The 13901-nt window shown below is 67.6% G+C and carries 12 protein-coding genes; 6 read left to right on the forward strand and 6 right to left on the reverse strand.

The window, feature by feature from the left end:
• Nucleotides 1–47 precede the first annotated feature (47 nt).
• Nucleotides 48–1193: a DNA polymerase IV gene (gene dinB, locus B0920_RS22845; RefSeq protein ID WP_078035331.1), complete on the reverse strand. Its 1146-nt coding sequence runs from the start codon at nucleotides 1191–1193 to the stop codon at nucleotides 48–50.
• Between the two features lie 27 nt (nucleotides 1194–1220).
• Nucleotides 1221–2273, reverse strand: coding sequence for an aldo/keto reductase (locus B0920_RS22850; RefSeq protein ID WP_078034996.1), 1053 nt, complete (start codon nucleotides 2271–2273; stop codon nucleotides 1221–1223).
• Between the two features lie 80 nt (nucleotides 2274–2353).
• Here B0920_RS22850 and B0920_RS22855 point away from each other — a divergent pair, with 80 nt between their 5' ends.
• Together B0920_RS22855 and B0920_RS22860 are read left to right on the forward strand one after the other, a co-directional pair.
• On the forward strand, nucleotides 2354–3325 hold the full coding sequence (locus B0920_RS22855; RefSeq protein ID WP_179119270.1) for an AraC family transcriptional regulator: 972 nt from the start codon (nucleotides 2354–2356) through the stop codon (nucleotides 3323–3325).
• Between the two features lie 51 nt (nucleotides 3326–3376).
• A complete protein-coding gene (locus B0920_RS22860) occupies nucleotides 3377–4369 on the forward strand; it encodes a GlxA family transcriptional regulator (RefSeq protein WP_078034998.1) in 993 nt (330 codons plus the stop codon).
• 8 nt (nucleotides 4370–4377) lie between these two features.
• Here B0920_RS22860 and B0920_RS22865 read toward each other — a convergent pair whose 3' ends face one another.
• Both B0920_RS22865 and B0920_RS22870 read right to left on the reverse strand, forming a co-directional pair.
• Nucleotides 4378–4803, reverse strand: a complete 426-nt coding sequence (locus B0920_RS22865; RefSeq protein WP_078034999.1) for a cupin domain-containing protein — start codon at nucleotides 4801–4803, stop codon at nucleotides 4378–4380.
• A gap of 49 nt (nucleotides 4804–4852) precedes the next feature.
• On the reverse strand, nucleotides 4853–5335 hold the full coding sequence (locus B0920_RS22870) for a carboxymuconolactone decarboxylase family protein (RefSeq protein WP_078035000.1): 483 nt from the start codon (nucleotides 5333–5335) through the stop codon (nucleotides 4853–4855).
• 262 nt (nucleotides 5336–5597) lie between these two features.
• Between B0920_RS22870 and B0920_RS22875 the strand changes: the two genes are divergently transcribed.
• From B0920_RS22875 to B0920_RS22890, 4 genes are all read left to right on the forward strand, one after another.
• Nucleotides 5598–6644 (forward strand): LysR family transcriptional regulator, encoded by a 1047-nt coding sequence (locus B0920_RS22875; protein WP_078035001.1) that lies wholly within the window; start codon nucleotides 5598–5600, stop codon nucleotides 6642–6644.
• Nucleotides 6645–6822: 178 nt separating this feature from the next.
• On the forward strand, nucleotides 6823–7578 hold the full coding sequence (locus B0920_RS22880) for an SDR family oxidoreductase (protein ID WP_078035002.1): 756 nt from the start codon (nucleotides 6823–6825) through the stop codon (nucleotides 7576–7578).
• A 4-nt stretch (nucleotides 7579–7582) separates the two neighbouring features.
• The gene (locus tag B0920_RS22885; protein WP_078035003.1) at nucleotides 7583–8074 is read left to right on the forward strand and encodes an Ohr family peroxiredoxin; all 492 of its coding nucleotides are present in this window, start codon (nucleotides 7583–7585) and stop codon (nucleotides 8072–8074) included.
• A 29-nt stretch (nucleotides 8075–8103) separates the two neighbouring features.
• Nucleotides 8104–8727, forward strand: coding sequence for a response regulator transcription factor (locus tag B0920_RS22890; RefSeq protein WP_078035004.1), 624 nt, complete (start codon nucleotides 8104–8106; stop codon nucleotides 8725–8727).
• A 64-nt stretch (nucleotides 8728–8791) separates the two neighbouring features.
• On the opposite strand, the gene B0920_RS22895 is transcribed toward B0920_RS22890, so the two are convergent.
• Together B0920_RS22895 and B0920_RS22900 are read right to left on the reverse strand one after the other, a co-directional pair.
• Nucleotides 8792–10591 carry a S8 family serine peptidase gene (locus B0920_RS22895; RefSeq protein ID WP_229455910.1) on the reverse strand — a complete coding sequence of 600 codons (1800 nt, stop codon included), beginning with the start codon at nucleotides 10589–10591 and terminating at the stop codon, nucleotides 8792–8794.
• Nucleotides 10592–11369: 778 nt separating this feature from the next.
• On the reverse strand, nucleotides 11370–13583 hold the full coding sequence (locus B0920_RS22900) for a TonB-dependent receptor (protein WP_078035006.1): 2214 nt from the start codon (nucleotides 13581–13583) through the stop codon (nucleotides 11370–11372).
• Nucleotides 13584–13901: the final 318 nt, after the last annotated feature.

A 13901-nucleotide genomic window follows, 5' to 3' on the forward strand; every position in this document is an offset into this window, starting at 1 on the left:
TTCTACGCTGCTCAGCCCAAAATTGCGCCAACGAAAAAGTCAAAAGCTCAAGTTGTTGTCGACTCGTCCACGCTGTCGTCGAACAGCCGGAGCTGCTCGACGATCTCGGTCTCGCTCAGGCGCACCCCCACGCCCAGCAGGCGCACGGGGCGGCTGGCGCGCAGCCAGCCGGTTTCCATCAGGCGGGCATAGGTCGGAATATGTGGCGCATAGCCAACACACTCGACGGTGGTCTGCTGGAAGTCGTTGAACTTGATCTTTACGAACAACTTGTTGATGAATTTTTCAGCATTGTTGCGCTTGATGCGGCCAAGCAGGTGCTCGACCAGTTCGGGCAGCAGCTTCAGGCAGGCGGCCAGGTCGGGCACGTCCGGGGTATAGGTTTCCTCGGTGCTGATCGACTTGCGCTCGCGCGAGGTGTTCACCTCGCGGTGGTCGATGCCGCGGCACAGGTCGTAGAGACGGGCGCCGAAGCTGCCGAAGTGCTCGTGCAGCTTGTCCAGGCTCCAGGTCCGCATGTCGCCGCAGGTCTGCAGGCCGAGCCGGTGCATCTTGTCGGCCGTGACCTTGCCCACGCCGTAGAGCTTCTTGACCGGCAGCACGGCGACGAAGGCATCCACTTCCTCGGGACGCACCAGGAACAGGCCGTCCGGCTTGTTCCAGTCGCTGGCGATCTTGGCCACGAACTTGTTGGGCGCCACGCCGGCCGAGGCGGTGATGCCCACGGTCTCGAAGATGCGGCGCCGGATCTCCTGCGCGATCAGGGTGGCGCTGCCCTTGCAGTGCGGGGAATTGGTGACGTCGAGGTAGGCCTCGTCGAGCGAGAGCGGCTCCACCAGCTCGGTGTAGTCGCGGTAGATGTCCATGATCTGGCGCGAGGCGATGCGGTACTTTTCCATCGCCGGCGGCAGCACCAGGAGCTCGGGGCAGAGCTTCATGGCCTGGGCCGTGGCCATGGCCGAATGGATGCCGTAGGCCCGTGCCTCGTAGTTGCAGGTGGCGATCACGCCGCGCTGGTCGGGACGGCCGCCCACCGCCAGCGGGCGTCCGCGCAGCGACGGGTCGTCCCGCATCTCGACGGATGCGTAGAAACAGTCGCAATCGCAATGGATGATTTTCCGGACCGGGGCGTTCACTCGCGGGAGCGCCCCGGGCGGGATGCCGGGGCCGACTACTGTAATTGCATACAGTATCGTCCGAAACGCGCCTCCTTGCAAGAATCATCGCCCTCCTGCGCCGCCCTCCCCTCGGCGCAGGAAGGCTTCGCGGTGGCTGTTGGTCATGGCGTGGATCCAGGCCGGGTAGGCCGCCGGCAGCGCGCTGGCGGCGTCCAGTTCGGCCAGCACCTCCGGTTCCAGCGCCAGCTCCAGCGCCTTGAGGTTGTCCAGCAGCTGCTCCGGACGGCGCGCGCCGACGATGGCCGAGCTTACGCCCGGACGCGCCAGCAGCCAGGCCAGGGCCAGCTGGGCCGGGGCGGCGCCGATGCGCCCGGCCACCGCGCGCAAGGCGTCGGTGACCCGGTGGCCGTGCTCCCGCTCCACCGGCGGGAAGTCGATGTGCACCCGCCGCGCATCCGGGTCGCTGCTGCCGCCGCGCCCGAACTTGCCCGACAGGAGGCCACCCGCGAGCGGACTCCAGGCCAGCACGCCCAGGCCGGCGTCCACCGCCTGCGGCAGGATCTCGCGCTCGATGTCGCGCACCGCCAGCGAATAGCAGTTCTGGACCGAGACGAAGGACGACCAGCCGTGCAGGGCCGAGAGGCCGAGCGCCTTCGCCACCTGCCAGCCGGCCAGGTTCGAGCAGCCGATGTAGCGGATCTTGCCGGCGCGGACCGCGTCGTCCAGGGCGCGCAGGGTTTCCTCCAGCGGCGTCAGGGTGTCGATGTTATGGATCTGGTAGAGGTCGATGTGGTCGGTGCGCAGGCGGCGCAGGCTGGCCTCGAGGGCGCGCATCAGGTGCGGGCGCGACTGGCCGGCGTCGTTCGGCCCCTTGCCGGTGGGCGCGTGGAACTTGGTGGCCAGGACCACGTGCTCGCGCCGTCCCTGCAGCACCTGCCCGAGCAGGCTCTCGGATTCGCCGTTCGCATACACGTCGGCGGTGTCGATGAAGTTGATGCCGGCGTCCAGCGCCACGCCGACCAGGCGATCGGTCTGCGCCAGATCCAGGCCCCCGACCTTGTCGTAGGGCGGGGTGGCGGCGCCGCCGAAGGTCATGGCGCCCAGGCAGAGGCGCGAAACGATGGTGCCGGTGTTGCCGAGTCGTCGGTATTGCATGAGGCGTGCTCCAGTGAGATCGATGGGGGAAAGTGTAGAATCGGCCCGTCTTCCCTACCATGCTGTCCCGTCCATCCTTCATGCGCGCGCGTCCCGACTTCGCCGGCGATCCCCTGTCCGACCTGCTGGCCCTGCTGCAGGTGCGCAGCGGCGTTCCGCTGCGCATGACGGCCGGCGGAGCGTGGTCGCTGCGCTTTTCCGGTGACGGCAGCCTGAAGTTCATCGCCCAGGTGCGCGGACGCCTGTGCGTGCAGGTCGAGGGCGAGCCTGCTTCGTTCTGGCTGGAGCCCGGCGACTGCCTCCTGCTGCGCGGCAGCCGCCCCTACGTCGCCGGCACCGACCCGGCGCTGGCGCCAGACGACGGCGCGGCCCACTTCGCCGCCCTGCGTGAGCACGCCGGCGCGGTCCAGTGGGGCGAGGGCGAGGAACTGGAGATGGTGGCGGGCCGCTTCGAGATCGATCCGGCCCAGCGCGAGGTGCTGGAACAGCTGGCGCCGCCCGCCCTGTACCTGCGCGCCGCCTCCAGCGCCGCGCCGGCCCTGCAGGCCCTGCTGCAGCTGTACCGGGAGGAAGCCCGTGCGCCCGCGCTCGGCCAGCGCGCGCTGGCCGACGGGCTGGCGCGCATGGCGCTGGTGCAGGCCCTGCGCGCCCAGGAGGCGCCGGCCGGCTGGCTGGGCGCACTGCGCGACCCGAAGATCGGCGCCGCCCTGCGCCTGCTGCACGCCGAACCGGCGCGGCGCTGGACCGTGCAGGAGCTGGCCGCCGGGGTGGCGATGTCGCGCTCGGCCCTGGCGCTGCGCTTTCGCCGGCTGGTCGGCTGCGCCCCGCTGCACTACCTGCAGCAATGGCGCATGCGCCTGGCGCGCCAGATCCTCCTTTCGGAAGAGCTGCCGGTCTCCACACTGGCTTGGCGGCTGGGCTATGCGTCGGAAAGCGCGTTCAGCGCAGCGTTCCGCAAGGCCACTGGCCATGCGCCCGGCGGCTATCGTGATGCGATGGCCGAGGCGCATGTGGAAAGCCCTGACTGGCAAGCCAGGGCGAAGTTCCTATAATGATTCAATGGGCGTCGTGTATGCCCGCCCCGTAATCCATTCCCGACCATCATGAGTGCTGTCCCCGCAACCGCAGCGGCGCTTGCGCCGCACCGCATCGTGTTCGCCGTCTACGAAGGCGTCTGCCTGCTCGACCTGGCCGGCGCCCAGACCACCTTCTGGTGCGCCTCGCGCCACCTCGAGCAGCGCGGATTGCCGGGCTATGCGCTGAGCACCGCCAGCATCGACGGCGCCAGCGTCGGCACCGCCGAGGGCCCGATGCTGGCCACGGAGCGCCTGGGCGCGCCGGACACCGTGGCGGACACGGTGCTGGTGCCGGGCAGCGCCGTGATCGACAAGGTCATGCAGGACCTGGGACCGCTGATCGACTGGCTGCGCGGGACCGAGGCGCGCCGCATCGCTTCGGTCTGCACCGGCTCCTTCGTGCTGGCCGCGGCCGGCCTGCTGGACGGCCGCCGCGCCACCACCCACTGGGCGCTGTGCGAGCGACTGGCCGCCCTCCACCCGCGGGTGGAGGTGCTGCCAGAAGCGGTCTACGTGCGCGACGACCCGGTCTGGACCTCGGCCGGGGTCACCACCGGCATCGACATGGCCCTGGCCATGGTCGAAACCGATCACGGGAGCGAGCTCGCGATGGCGGTGGCGCGCGAGCTGGCGGTGCACGTGCGGCGCGCCGGCGGCGAGTCGCAGCACAGCAGCCAGCTGGCGCTGCAGGCCGGCGACGGGGTCCAGTTCGACGGCCTGCACCGCTGGATCGCCGCCAACCTCGCCGACACCGAACTGAGCGTGTCCGTGCTGGCGCGCCAGGTCTTCATGAGCCCGCGCAACTTCGCGCGCGTCTATCGGCAGAAGACCGGCCTCACACCGGCCAAGGCGGTCGAGCAGTTCCGGCTGGAGGCCGCGCGCCGCCTGCTGCAGCAGTCCGACCGCAAGCTCGAGCAGATCGCCGAGGATTGCGGTTTCGGCGACGCCGAGCGCATGCGCGCCAGCTTCCTGCGCCACCTCGGACTGTCGCCCAGCGCCTATCGCCGCCAGCACGCCTGAAGCAGGGCCTACTTCTTGTCCTGCACGGGGATGAAGAAGTCCTTGCCGGTTTCCTTGACCAGGAAGACCAGGAACTTCGCCGGCTTGGTCTTGCTCGCGTTGCGGCCCACGGTGTGCAGGTCGTGCGGGCCTTCGTAGAAGGTCTGCCCGGCCTTGAGCAACTGCTCCTTGCCGCCCTTCACGCCCATGACGATCTCGCCTTCCAGCACGTAGATGAAGCCGTGGGCGTCGTGGCGGTGCACCGGGTCGGCCGCGCCGGGCGCATAGTCGACGGTGATGATCAGGACTTCCTTGCCGGGATGCTCGGCCAGGGCCTTGGTCATCAGGGACTTGACGGTGACCGGCTCCGCCGCTCGCGCGCTCTGGCTGAAGGGGCCGAGCAAGAGGCCGGCCATCAGGGCCAGGATAGTGCTGAAGCTGCCGATGAATGACATGATGTCTCTCCTGTATGGAAAAACCCGCGCGGATGCGCGGGCCGCCGGCTTACGCCAGGCCTGCCTTGTTCAGGCCGAAAGCCGCGTCGTAGGAGCCCGGCACCATGGTGAAGGCCACGTTGACGCGGTTCCAGGCATTGATCGCCATGATCTCGAAGGTGAGGTCGGAGAGCTCCTTCTCGGACAGCTGCCCGCGCACGCGGTCGTACAGCTCGGCCGGCACGCCCAGCGGGGCGAGCGTGGTCAGGGCCTCGGTCCAGGCCAGGGCGGCGCGCTCGCGCGGCGCGAACAGGGTCGATTCGCGCCAGATCGCCACGTGGTGCAGGCGCAGCTCGCGTTCGCCGTGCATGCGCGCGACCTTGACGTGCATGTCGACGCAGAAGCCGCAGCCATTGATCTGCGAGGCGCGCAGGGCCACCAGTTCGCGCAGGCTTTCTTCGATGCTGCTGGCCTGTTTCACGGTGTTGTTGAACTCAAGGAACTTCTTGAACAGCTCGGGCGACTGCTCCATGTAATTGATACGTTGGGTCATCGTGTTCTCCTGTGTCGGGCAGCGGCCCGCCCCCGGTTCGGTCCGGAGCGCCGTCTGCGTGTATCGCAAGACGAGGCCAGTGTAGAAAGCGGACCCGGTTCGCGGTAGATCCGCGCCAGGCCGCACACTGGTGCACATCAGGCACCAATCGGCGGCTGCTGGCATGAATGCGGGTTTTTTTGTCATTGCCGCGCCGCTTTCCGCTCATTACCATGATCTTGTCGAGCCGCCGTGGGCGGCGATCCAGGGAGAGAGCAAGCAGATGGAAGCCACGGTGCTCCACGCGGTCATCCGCGCCAACGCCCAACGGACAGGGCCACCCGCGCGCGAGCGCGGCGACGCCCTGGCATCCAGCTACGCCGCCACCTATGCCGGCGTGCTGGCCTTCATCGCGGTGGCCCACGAGGGCAGTTTCGCGCGCGCCGCCGAGCGGCTCGGAATCGGACGCTCGGCCGTCAGCCGCAGCGTGCAAAAGCTGGAAGACCAGCTCGACACCCGTTTGTTCCTGCGCACCACGCGCAGCACTTCGCTCACCAGCGAAGGCGCGCTGTTCTACGAGAACTGCCGGCCCGGCGTCGAACGCATGCTGCAGGCGATCGAGGAAATGCAGGACCTGCGCGCCGGCCCGCCGCGCGGCCAGTTGCGCGTGAGCGCACCGGTCGGCTTCGGGAGGAAGGTGGTGGCGCCCCTGCTGCGCGGCTTTCGCGAACAGTATCCCGACGTGGCGATCGACTTCCTGCTCGACGACGGCGCGCCCGACTTCATCGCCGACCGCATCGACGTCGCCTTCCGCAACGGGCGCCTGGACGACAGCCAGGCCATCGCGCGCCAGCTGATCCCGATGCAGATGCTGGTGTGCGGCAGTCCGGCCTACTTCGCGCGCCAGGGCGCGCCTCAACGGATCGAGGATCTCGAGGAACACCGCTGCATCAACTTCCGGCTCTCGCCCAATCGCATGCGCGACTGGGAATTCAAGGTGGATGGCCAGGCCAGGAACCTGTTGCCCAAGTGCGGCCTGAGCTTCAATGACGCCGAGCTGGTGCTGGAAGCGGTACTCCAGGGAGAAGGCCTGGCCCAGCTTCCCGGTTACCAGGCGGATGAGCACCTGCGCAGTGGCCGGCTGCGGGCCTGCCTGACGCCCTACGCCCCGGACGAACGCGGCCACTACATCTGCTACCAGAGCCGGCGCCACCTGCCGGCGCGGGTCCGGGTCTTCGTCGACTACATGATCGCGGCGGTGCGGGCGCTCAAGCTGCACTGCGTACCCGGCTTCGATCCCGAACTCGACGCCGCGCTCGACTGCGCCTGAGCCCGCGCGGCGGTCCGCTCGCATTGGTGCGCGGCGGACAACAAAGTGGGGACTGCCACGGGTCTACCGGCTTCGCCCCTTCCTGCCTACACTGAATGCATTGCGATCGCGTCGCAAACGGCGCCCTGGACGCACCCGGGCGCCGGCAACACCTCATCACTCCACAGGGAAGAAGATCATGAAAATCGTCGTCATCGGAGGCTCCGGCCTCATCGGCAGCAAGCTGTGCGCCATCCTGCGCGCTCGCGGCCACGCGGTGCAGTCCGCCTCGCCCGGCACGGGCGTGAACACGGTCACCGGCGAGGGCCTGGACGGCGCCCTGCGCGGCGCCGACGTGGTGGTCGACGTGGCCAATTCGCCCTCCTTCGAGACCCAGGCCGTGCTCGACTTCTTCGACGCCTCCGGCCGCAACCTGCTGGCGGCGGAAGCGCGCGCCGGCGTCAGGCACCACGTCGCGCTGTCGGTGGTCGGCACCGACAAGCTGGAAGAAAGCGGCTACTTCCGCGGCAAGCTGCTGCAGGAAAAGCTGATCCGCGAAGCCGGCATCCCCTACACCATCGTGCGCGCCACCCAGTTCATGGAATTCCTGGGCGGGATCGCGCATTCGGGCACCGAGGGCGGCACCGTGCGCATGCCGCCGGCCTCGCTGCAGCCGATCGCCGCCGACGACGTGGCCGAGGCGATGGCCGACGCGGCCCTCGCGGCGCCGGTCAATGGCGTGGTCGAGATCGCCGGCCCGGAGCGCCAGAGCATGGGCGAGATGATCGGCCGCTACCTGCGCGCCACCGGCGACGAACGTCCGGTGGTGACCGACGACGATGCGCGCTATTTCGGCGCCAGGCTGGACGACGATCAGCTGGTGCCGCATGGCCAGGCGCGCCTCGGCAAGATCGGGCTGGACGCGTGGCTGGCGCGCCAGGGCGCCGGGAACTGAGACGATGGCCCCCCTCAAGGCGCCGCCGCTCCAGCTGCTGGAGCGCTATCGGGGCGAGGAATTCCTGCCCTTGTACACGACCACGGTGGCGGTGACGGGGGGAGAAACCGGCCACGGTCGCGCGTCGGGCGTGGCGCGCTCGGATGACGGGCAACTGGAGCTGGCGCTGCGCCTGCCGGACGCGCTGGGCGGTCCGGGCACCGGCCCCAATCCCGAACAGCTGTTCGCCGCCGCCTACGGGGCCTGCTTCCACGGCGCGCTCAACCTGCTCGCCGAGCGCGCCGGCCTGAGCGTCGAGCAGGCGCGCGTCGACGTGCGGGTGGCCTTCGGCCGCGATCCGGTGGACGGCCTGTACATGCTGACGGCGGACGTCCGCATCAGCCTGCCGGGAGTCGAAAGGCGGGTGGCGGAAGGCCTGGTGCGCAACGCCGAACGCCTGTGCCCCTATACCAAGATGACACGCCAGGGCGCCGCAGGCACCGTAGCCCTGGTCTGAACGGCCGCAAGGCCATCGAGGACACGATCATGCAACAGCTTTCGCATCACGTTCATATCATGCACGCCGAACCGCTCGTGAGCGCAGGCCTGCATGCCTTCCTTGCCGGCCGGGACGACTGGACGGTCACGCTCGACGCCAAGACGCCCCAGGGGCGCCGCAGCGCCCGCGTATTGGTGTGCGACCACGCCACGGGCATCGCGCTGGCGCGCCAGGCAGTCCATGGAGACGCCTTCGTGCTGGTGGTCACCTCGCTCGACAAGGAGTGGGACGTCCAGGTGGCCCTCGCGAACGGCGTGCACGGCTACCTGCTGCAGGACTGCGACGCCGACGAGCTGGCGCGCGCCGTGCGCGTGCTGCTGCATGGCCAGCGCTACCTGAGCGCGCCGATCGCGGCCAAGGTGGCCGACAGCGCGCGCCGCACCAGCCTGACTGCGCGCCAGATCGACGTCCTGCAACTGCTGGGCGAAGGCTGCTGCAACAAGCAGATCGCGCGCCGGCTGGGGATAGGGGTAGGCACGGTGAAGACCCACGTCAAGGGCCTGATGGCGCGCCTGGATGCGACCGCGCGCACCCATGCGGTGGTGGTGGCGGCCCAGCGCGGGCTGATCACGCCGGGGCGGCGCGGGATCGTGCATCCTTATCCGATATAAAAAAAGCGCGGCCGGGGCCGCGCTTTTTTTCATCACCATGCGCCTGGCGGCGCCGTGAAGGGACTTACCAGCTCAGCTTCAGGGTGTACTTGCCGCTGGTCGCCCCGGTGCCGCCGCTGTAGTACACGACGCGCACGTAACGGGTCGAGGCCGCGGTGCCGGTGTTGGCCGAGCTGGTGCTGTCGACCGCGCCGGTGCCGTTCTCGCTGCTCGCCAGCAGGGTGCCGGCGCTGTTGTACACGTACAGGTCGTAGTCCGAGCTGGCGTTTGGCGTCATCACCGCGCTCAGGGTCTTCCCGGCGGGCAGGTCGACACGGAAGTAGTCGGTGTCGGTGCTGCTGCCGAAATAGCCGTTCACGGTGGTGCCGCTGGTGCTCACCAGGTTGGCGGTTCCCAGCGTGTTGTTCGACTCGGTCTCGTTCACGGTCGGGCCGGTCGGGGTGGTGCCGCCGCCGATCGCCGCGTTGACGGCGGCCGTGGCGTCCACGATGCCGGTGCCGCAGCCCGAGCAGCTCGCCGGGAAGGCGCGCGCGGTCGACTTGAGGCTCGATTCGATCTGGTCCGGGGTCAGGGTCGACTTCACCGACAGCATCAGCGCGGCCACGCCGGCCACGTGCGGGGTGGCCATCGAGGTGCCCTGGTAGCCGGCGTAGTTGTCCGAAGCCGGCGCGTTGGTGCCCGAGTTCAGGGTCGAGATCACGCTGTAGCTGCCGTCGCCGCCGGGCGCGGCCACGTCAATCAGGGTGCCGTAGTTCGAGTACGAAGCGCGGCCGCCGGTCTTGCCGGTGGCGGCCACGGCCACCACGCCCGAGCAGTTGGCCGGGCTGGCGTTGCTGACGTTCATGGCGTCGTTACCGGCCGCCACCACCACCACCGCGCCGCGCGAGCGGGCGCCGTTGATCGCGTTCTGGGTGGTCGCGTCGCAGGCGCCGGTGCCGCCCAGCGACAGGTTGAGCACGCGCGCCTTGTTGGCGTTGGCCGGCACGCCGCTCACGCTGCCGCCCGAGGACCAGGTGATCGCGTCGGCGATGTCGGAGGTGTAGCCGCCGCACTTGCCGAGCACGCGCACCGGCACGATCTTGGCGTTGTAGGCCACGCCGGCGACGCCGACGCTGTTGTTGGTGCGCGCTGCAACGGTGCCGGCCACGTGGGTGCCGTGCCAGCTCGAGTTCTGGGCGCGGGTCGGCTGGCCGCCGCCGCATTCGCCCACGGCGATGGCGTCGCCCGGGTCGCTGGCGTCGCTGTCGCGGCCGTTGCCGTCGTTGGCGATGAAGGTATCGGTGATGAAGTCATAGCCCTGCAGCAGCTGGCCGCTCAGGTCGGTGTGCGGACGGTAGCCGGTGTCGATCACCGCCACCACCACGCCGCTGCCGGTCGACTTGTCCCAGGCGGTGGGCAGGCGCAGGCCGCCCACCGAATCCGTGTAGTGCCACTGCTGGCTGTACATCGGGTCGTTGGCGGTCGCCATGTGGGTCATGATGCGGTCCGGCTCGGCGTATTCGATCGAGGGGTCGCGCGCCATCATCTCGGCGGCCAGCGCGCGCACGTCTTCGAGGCGGCGCTTGCCATTGAGCTTGAAGATCTGGGCGCCGGTCGAGATGACGTGGCTCTCGCGCACGGTCATGCCGAACTGCTGGCCGGCGCGGTCCAGCTTGGCCTTACGGTCGCCGCTGACGGCCGCGGCGCGCGCCAGGCCGCCCTTGGCGGCCGGGACCGCATCCTTGTACTTGACGATGATGCGGTCGGTTTCCATCAGCCCCACGGCCTTGGCCGAAGCCTGGGCGCCGTTGCCGTTGCCATTTCCATTGCCGACACCCGCCACGGCCGAGACCGAGGCGAGGGCCAGCGAGACTGCTGCACACATCTTCAACATTGCCGGATGAAACGAATGCGATTGCTTCATGGTTCTTCCTTATGTTTTCCGTCAAGCGATTGCTCGCCTGTGTAGTTGATGTAACCGGTCAAAGCCGGTGCCGTCTGAATGCGGCGAACCCAGCGTATCGTGAAAGGAAGAGTGCGCGCAGCGGAAAACGAGGCGAATTCGGCGTATTCACAACACCGGAAACGTCACCAAAATCAAAAACATGGTTTCTTCGGAAAAACGTAAAAGACACAAAATTTTTGATGCAACGTTTGTGCATATCTTGCACGTCACATGCCGCCTGATCTTAAAAGTCGGACAATATTTAGATGACACTATTGGTTGTCATCAGGCGCAAACAATGGTCTTCCCTCTGTTTGTGACGCAAATGAGATGCGCGGCACGGGAGCGTGGTAATGGGCGGGGGAGCGTGGCAATGGGCGGGGGAGCGTGGTAATGGGCGGGGGAGCGTGGTAATCGGCAAGGGACCGTGGTGACCGGCACGGAACCGAGGTAAACGGCACGGGAAAGAGGCAAACAGTACCGTACCCGATCAAGGTAAACAGCACGCGACCGTAAACGACGTCGTCCCCGCGCAGGCGGGGACCCAAGTGCTGTCAGCGCTGTCGCAGTGCCAGCAAACTTGGGTCCCCGCCTGCGCGGGGACGACGGTGATTTCACCAGCTCGTATCCCCGCTTGCGCGGAACGACGGTGACTTCACAAGCCCAGGTCCCCGCTTGCGCGGGAACGAGGGCTTACTTCGAGGGATGGTTCAGGAAATCAGAAATTGCCCTTGAACTGGACACCCCACTGGCGCGGCTCGTTGGTGAAGCCGGTCAGGTTGTTGAAGTCGATCGCGCCGGTGATGCGGCGCTGGTCGAGGATGTTGCGGCCGAAACCGGCGATCTCGTACTTGCCGTTGCCGAAGATATAGCCCACGCGCAGGCCGCCTTCGGTCAGGGGCGCGCCGGTGAACTCGGTGGCCTCGTACAGGAAGAAGTTGATCTTGGTGCGGTAGGACCAGTCGGTGAACACGTACAGCTCGCCATCGCGGAAAGGCACGCCGTAGCGGGCGGTCGCGTTGATGGTCCAGCGCGGCGCCTGCGGCAGCGGGTTGCCGTTGATGACGACGCGGCCGGCGGCGTTCAGCGGATCGGTCACGGTGCACTGGGCGCACTTGTTGACCGACAGGCTGCCGTCGCGGATCTGGGTGTAGTTGTAGCTGGCGCCGGCCGAGACACGCAGGGCCGAGCTCACCGCCGCTTCGAAGTCGAATTCGGCGCCCTTGCCCTTGGTCTTGTCGGCGTTGATCAGGCGGTTGACGTTCGAGTTGCCGCCCACCACGGTCAGCTGCTGGTCTTCGACGGTGTAGTCGTAGATCGAGAACGAGGTGCGTGCGCGGCGGTCGAACAGGTCGGCCTTCACGCCCAGCTCATACGACTTGATGGTCTCGGAATCGGCCACGGTGATCGGCACCGATGCCGAAGCGGCGGCCACGCTCGGGGCGCGGAAGCCGGTCGCTGCGCGGCCGTACAGGTTGACGTTCTCGGTCAGCTTGTAGGTGGCCGACAGGTCCCAGTTGACCTTGTCCTGGCTGGTCGACACCGAACCCGGGCCGATCTGGACCACGTTCTCCGAGAACACGGTGCGGAAGTCCTTCTCGTCCTTGGTGTAGCGGATGCCGCCACGGACGGTCCAGGCCGGGTTGATCACGTAGGTGGCCGAGGCGAAGGCCGCCCAGGCCTTGTTCTCCTGGTTCGAGATCAGGCGCGAGGTGCGGGCGCCGCTGTCGCTGTTGAAGTTGTCCTGGCCGCCGGTGGCGTCTTCGTTGAAGTAGTACACGCCTGCCTGCCAGTTGAACGGGCCGGTGCTCTTCGATTCGACGCGGAATTCCTGGGTGTACTGGTCGAGGTCGGAGAGGAAGCCGCCGGTTTCGACCTGGAAGGGGATGAAGCCCGGGCCGGCCGGAGTGCCGGCGTCGATGTCGCCGCGGCTATAGTAGTCGCTCACGTGCTCGAAGCCGGTGATCGAGAACAGCTTGACCGCGCCCAGGTCCCAGCTCAGGCGCAGGTTGGCGCCATTGGTCTTGAGGCGCTGGAAGTTCTGGGCGTTGGTGACGATCGAATCGAGGTCGGTGCCGTCGGCGAAGGTGTTGCTGCCCTTCTTGATCAGGTTGGCGCGGAACAGGCGCGCGCTGCCCTGGGTCTGGCGCTGGTGCACGTTGATCAGGGCGTTGAAGCTGCCGCCCGGGTTGTACAGGAACTGGACGCGCTCGGCGTGCTCGTTGTAGCCGTCGAGTTCGTTACGCAGACGGGTCTTGGCGGTGTCGCTGTAGTTCTTGACGTAGTCGTCGCGGTGCTGGCCCAGGACCGACACGCGCATCGCCCACTTGTCCGACAGCGGCACGTTGACGGCGCCGTCGGCGTTCACGGTGTTGTGGGTGGCGGCCGACAGGTTGTAGTAGCCTTCGGTCTTGCCCAGCTTGGGCTTCTCGGATTCAAATTTCACCACGCCGGCCGGGGTGTTGCGGCCGAACAGGGTGCCCTGCGGACCGCGCAGCACTTCGACGCTGGCCACGTCGAAGATCGGGTAGCCCTTCAGGATCGGGTTCTCCTGCACCACGTCGTCGTACACCAGCGAGACCGGCTGCGAAGCGAAGGTGTTGAAGTCGGTGTTGCCGTAGCCGCGGATGTAGAAGCGCGGGAAGGTGCGGCCATTGGACGATTCGACGTTCAGGCTCGGCACCTTGCCGGCCAGCAGGCGAATGTCCTGGCCGCCCGAGATCAGCACGTCGAGCTTTTCGCCCTTGAGCGCGGTGACCGACACCGGGACTTCCCGGATGTTCTCGGTACGGCGCTGGGCCGTGACCGTGACGGTCTGCAGTTCAGGAGCGGCGCTCTGCGCCACGGCCTCGGCCAGCGGCAAGGCCGACAGCGCCAGCACGGCGCCATGCGCGGCGATGACGCGCTTGTGCATCTTGGACATCTTGATCATGGATGTTTCCTAACGATGGTGAAAAAAGAACCGATGTCCCCGTTTCTCTTCTTCTTGGCGCCGCTGCTGTGGCAGCGCCCGGCGGGTATGCTCCCGCCCTTCGGGCATTGCATCTTGGCGATGTCTTAAGCTTGCCCACTTGGCAAAGGCGGTATTGTCCGCCATCGGCGTGACCCGCGGCAAGTAAATATCTGTAGCTTAGGTCTCCTTACAACACTCTTTCCGAGGGGGGATGACGGATCCGGCTAAGCGTTTTTCTAATTTTTTTCGAAAAACTCTTGCGCACCCCGAAAAGGAGCCTCTATAATTCGGGCCTCT

It is taken from the genome of Massilia sp. KIM, from assembly GCF_002007115.1.
GTDB lineage: Bacteria > Pseudomonadota > Gammaproteobacteria > Burkholderiales > Burkholderiaceae_D > Telluria.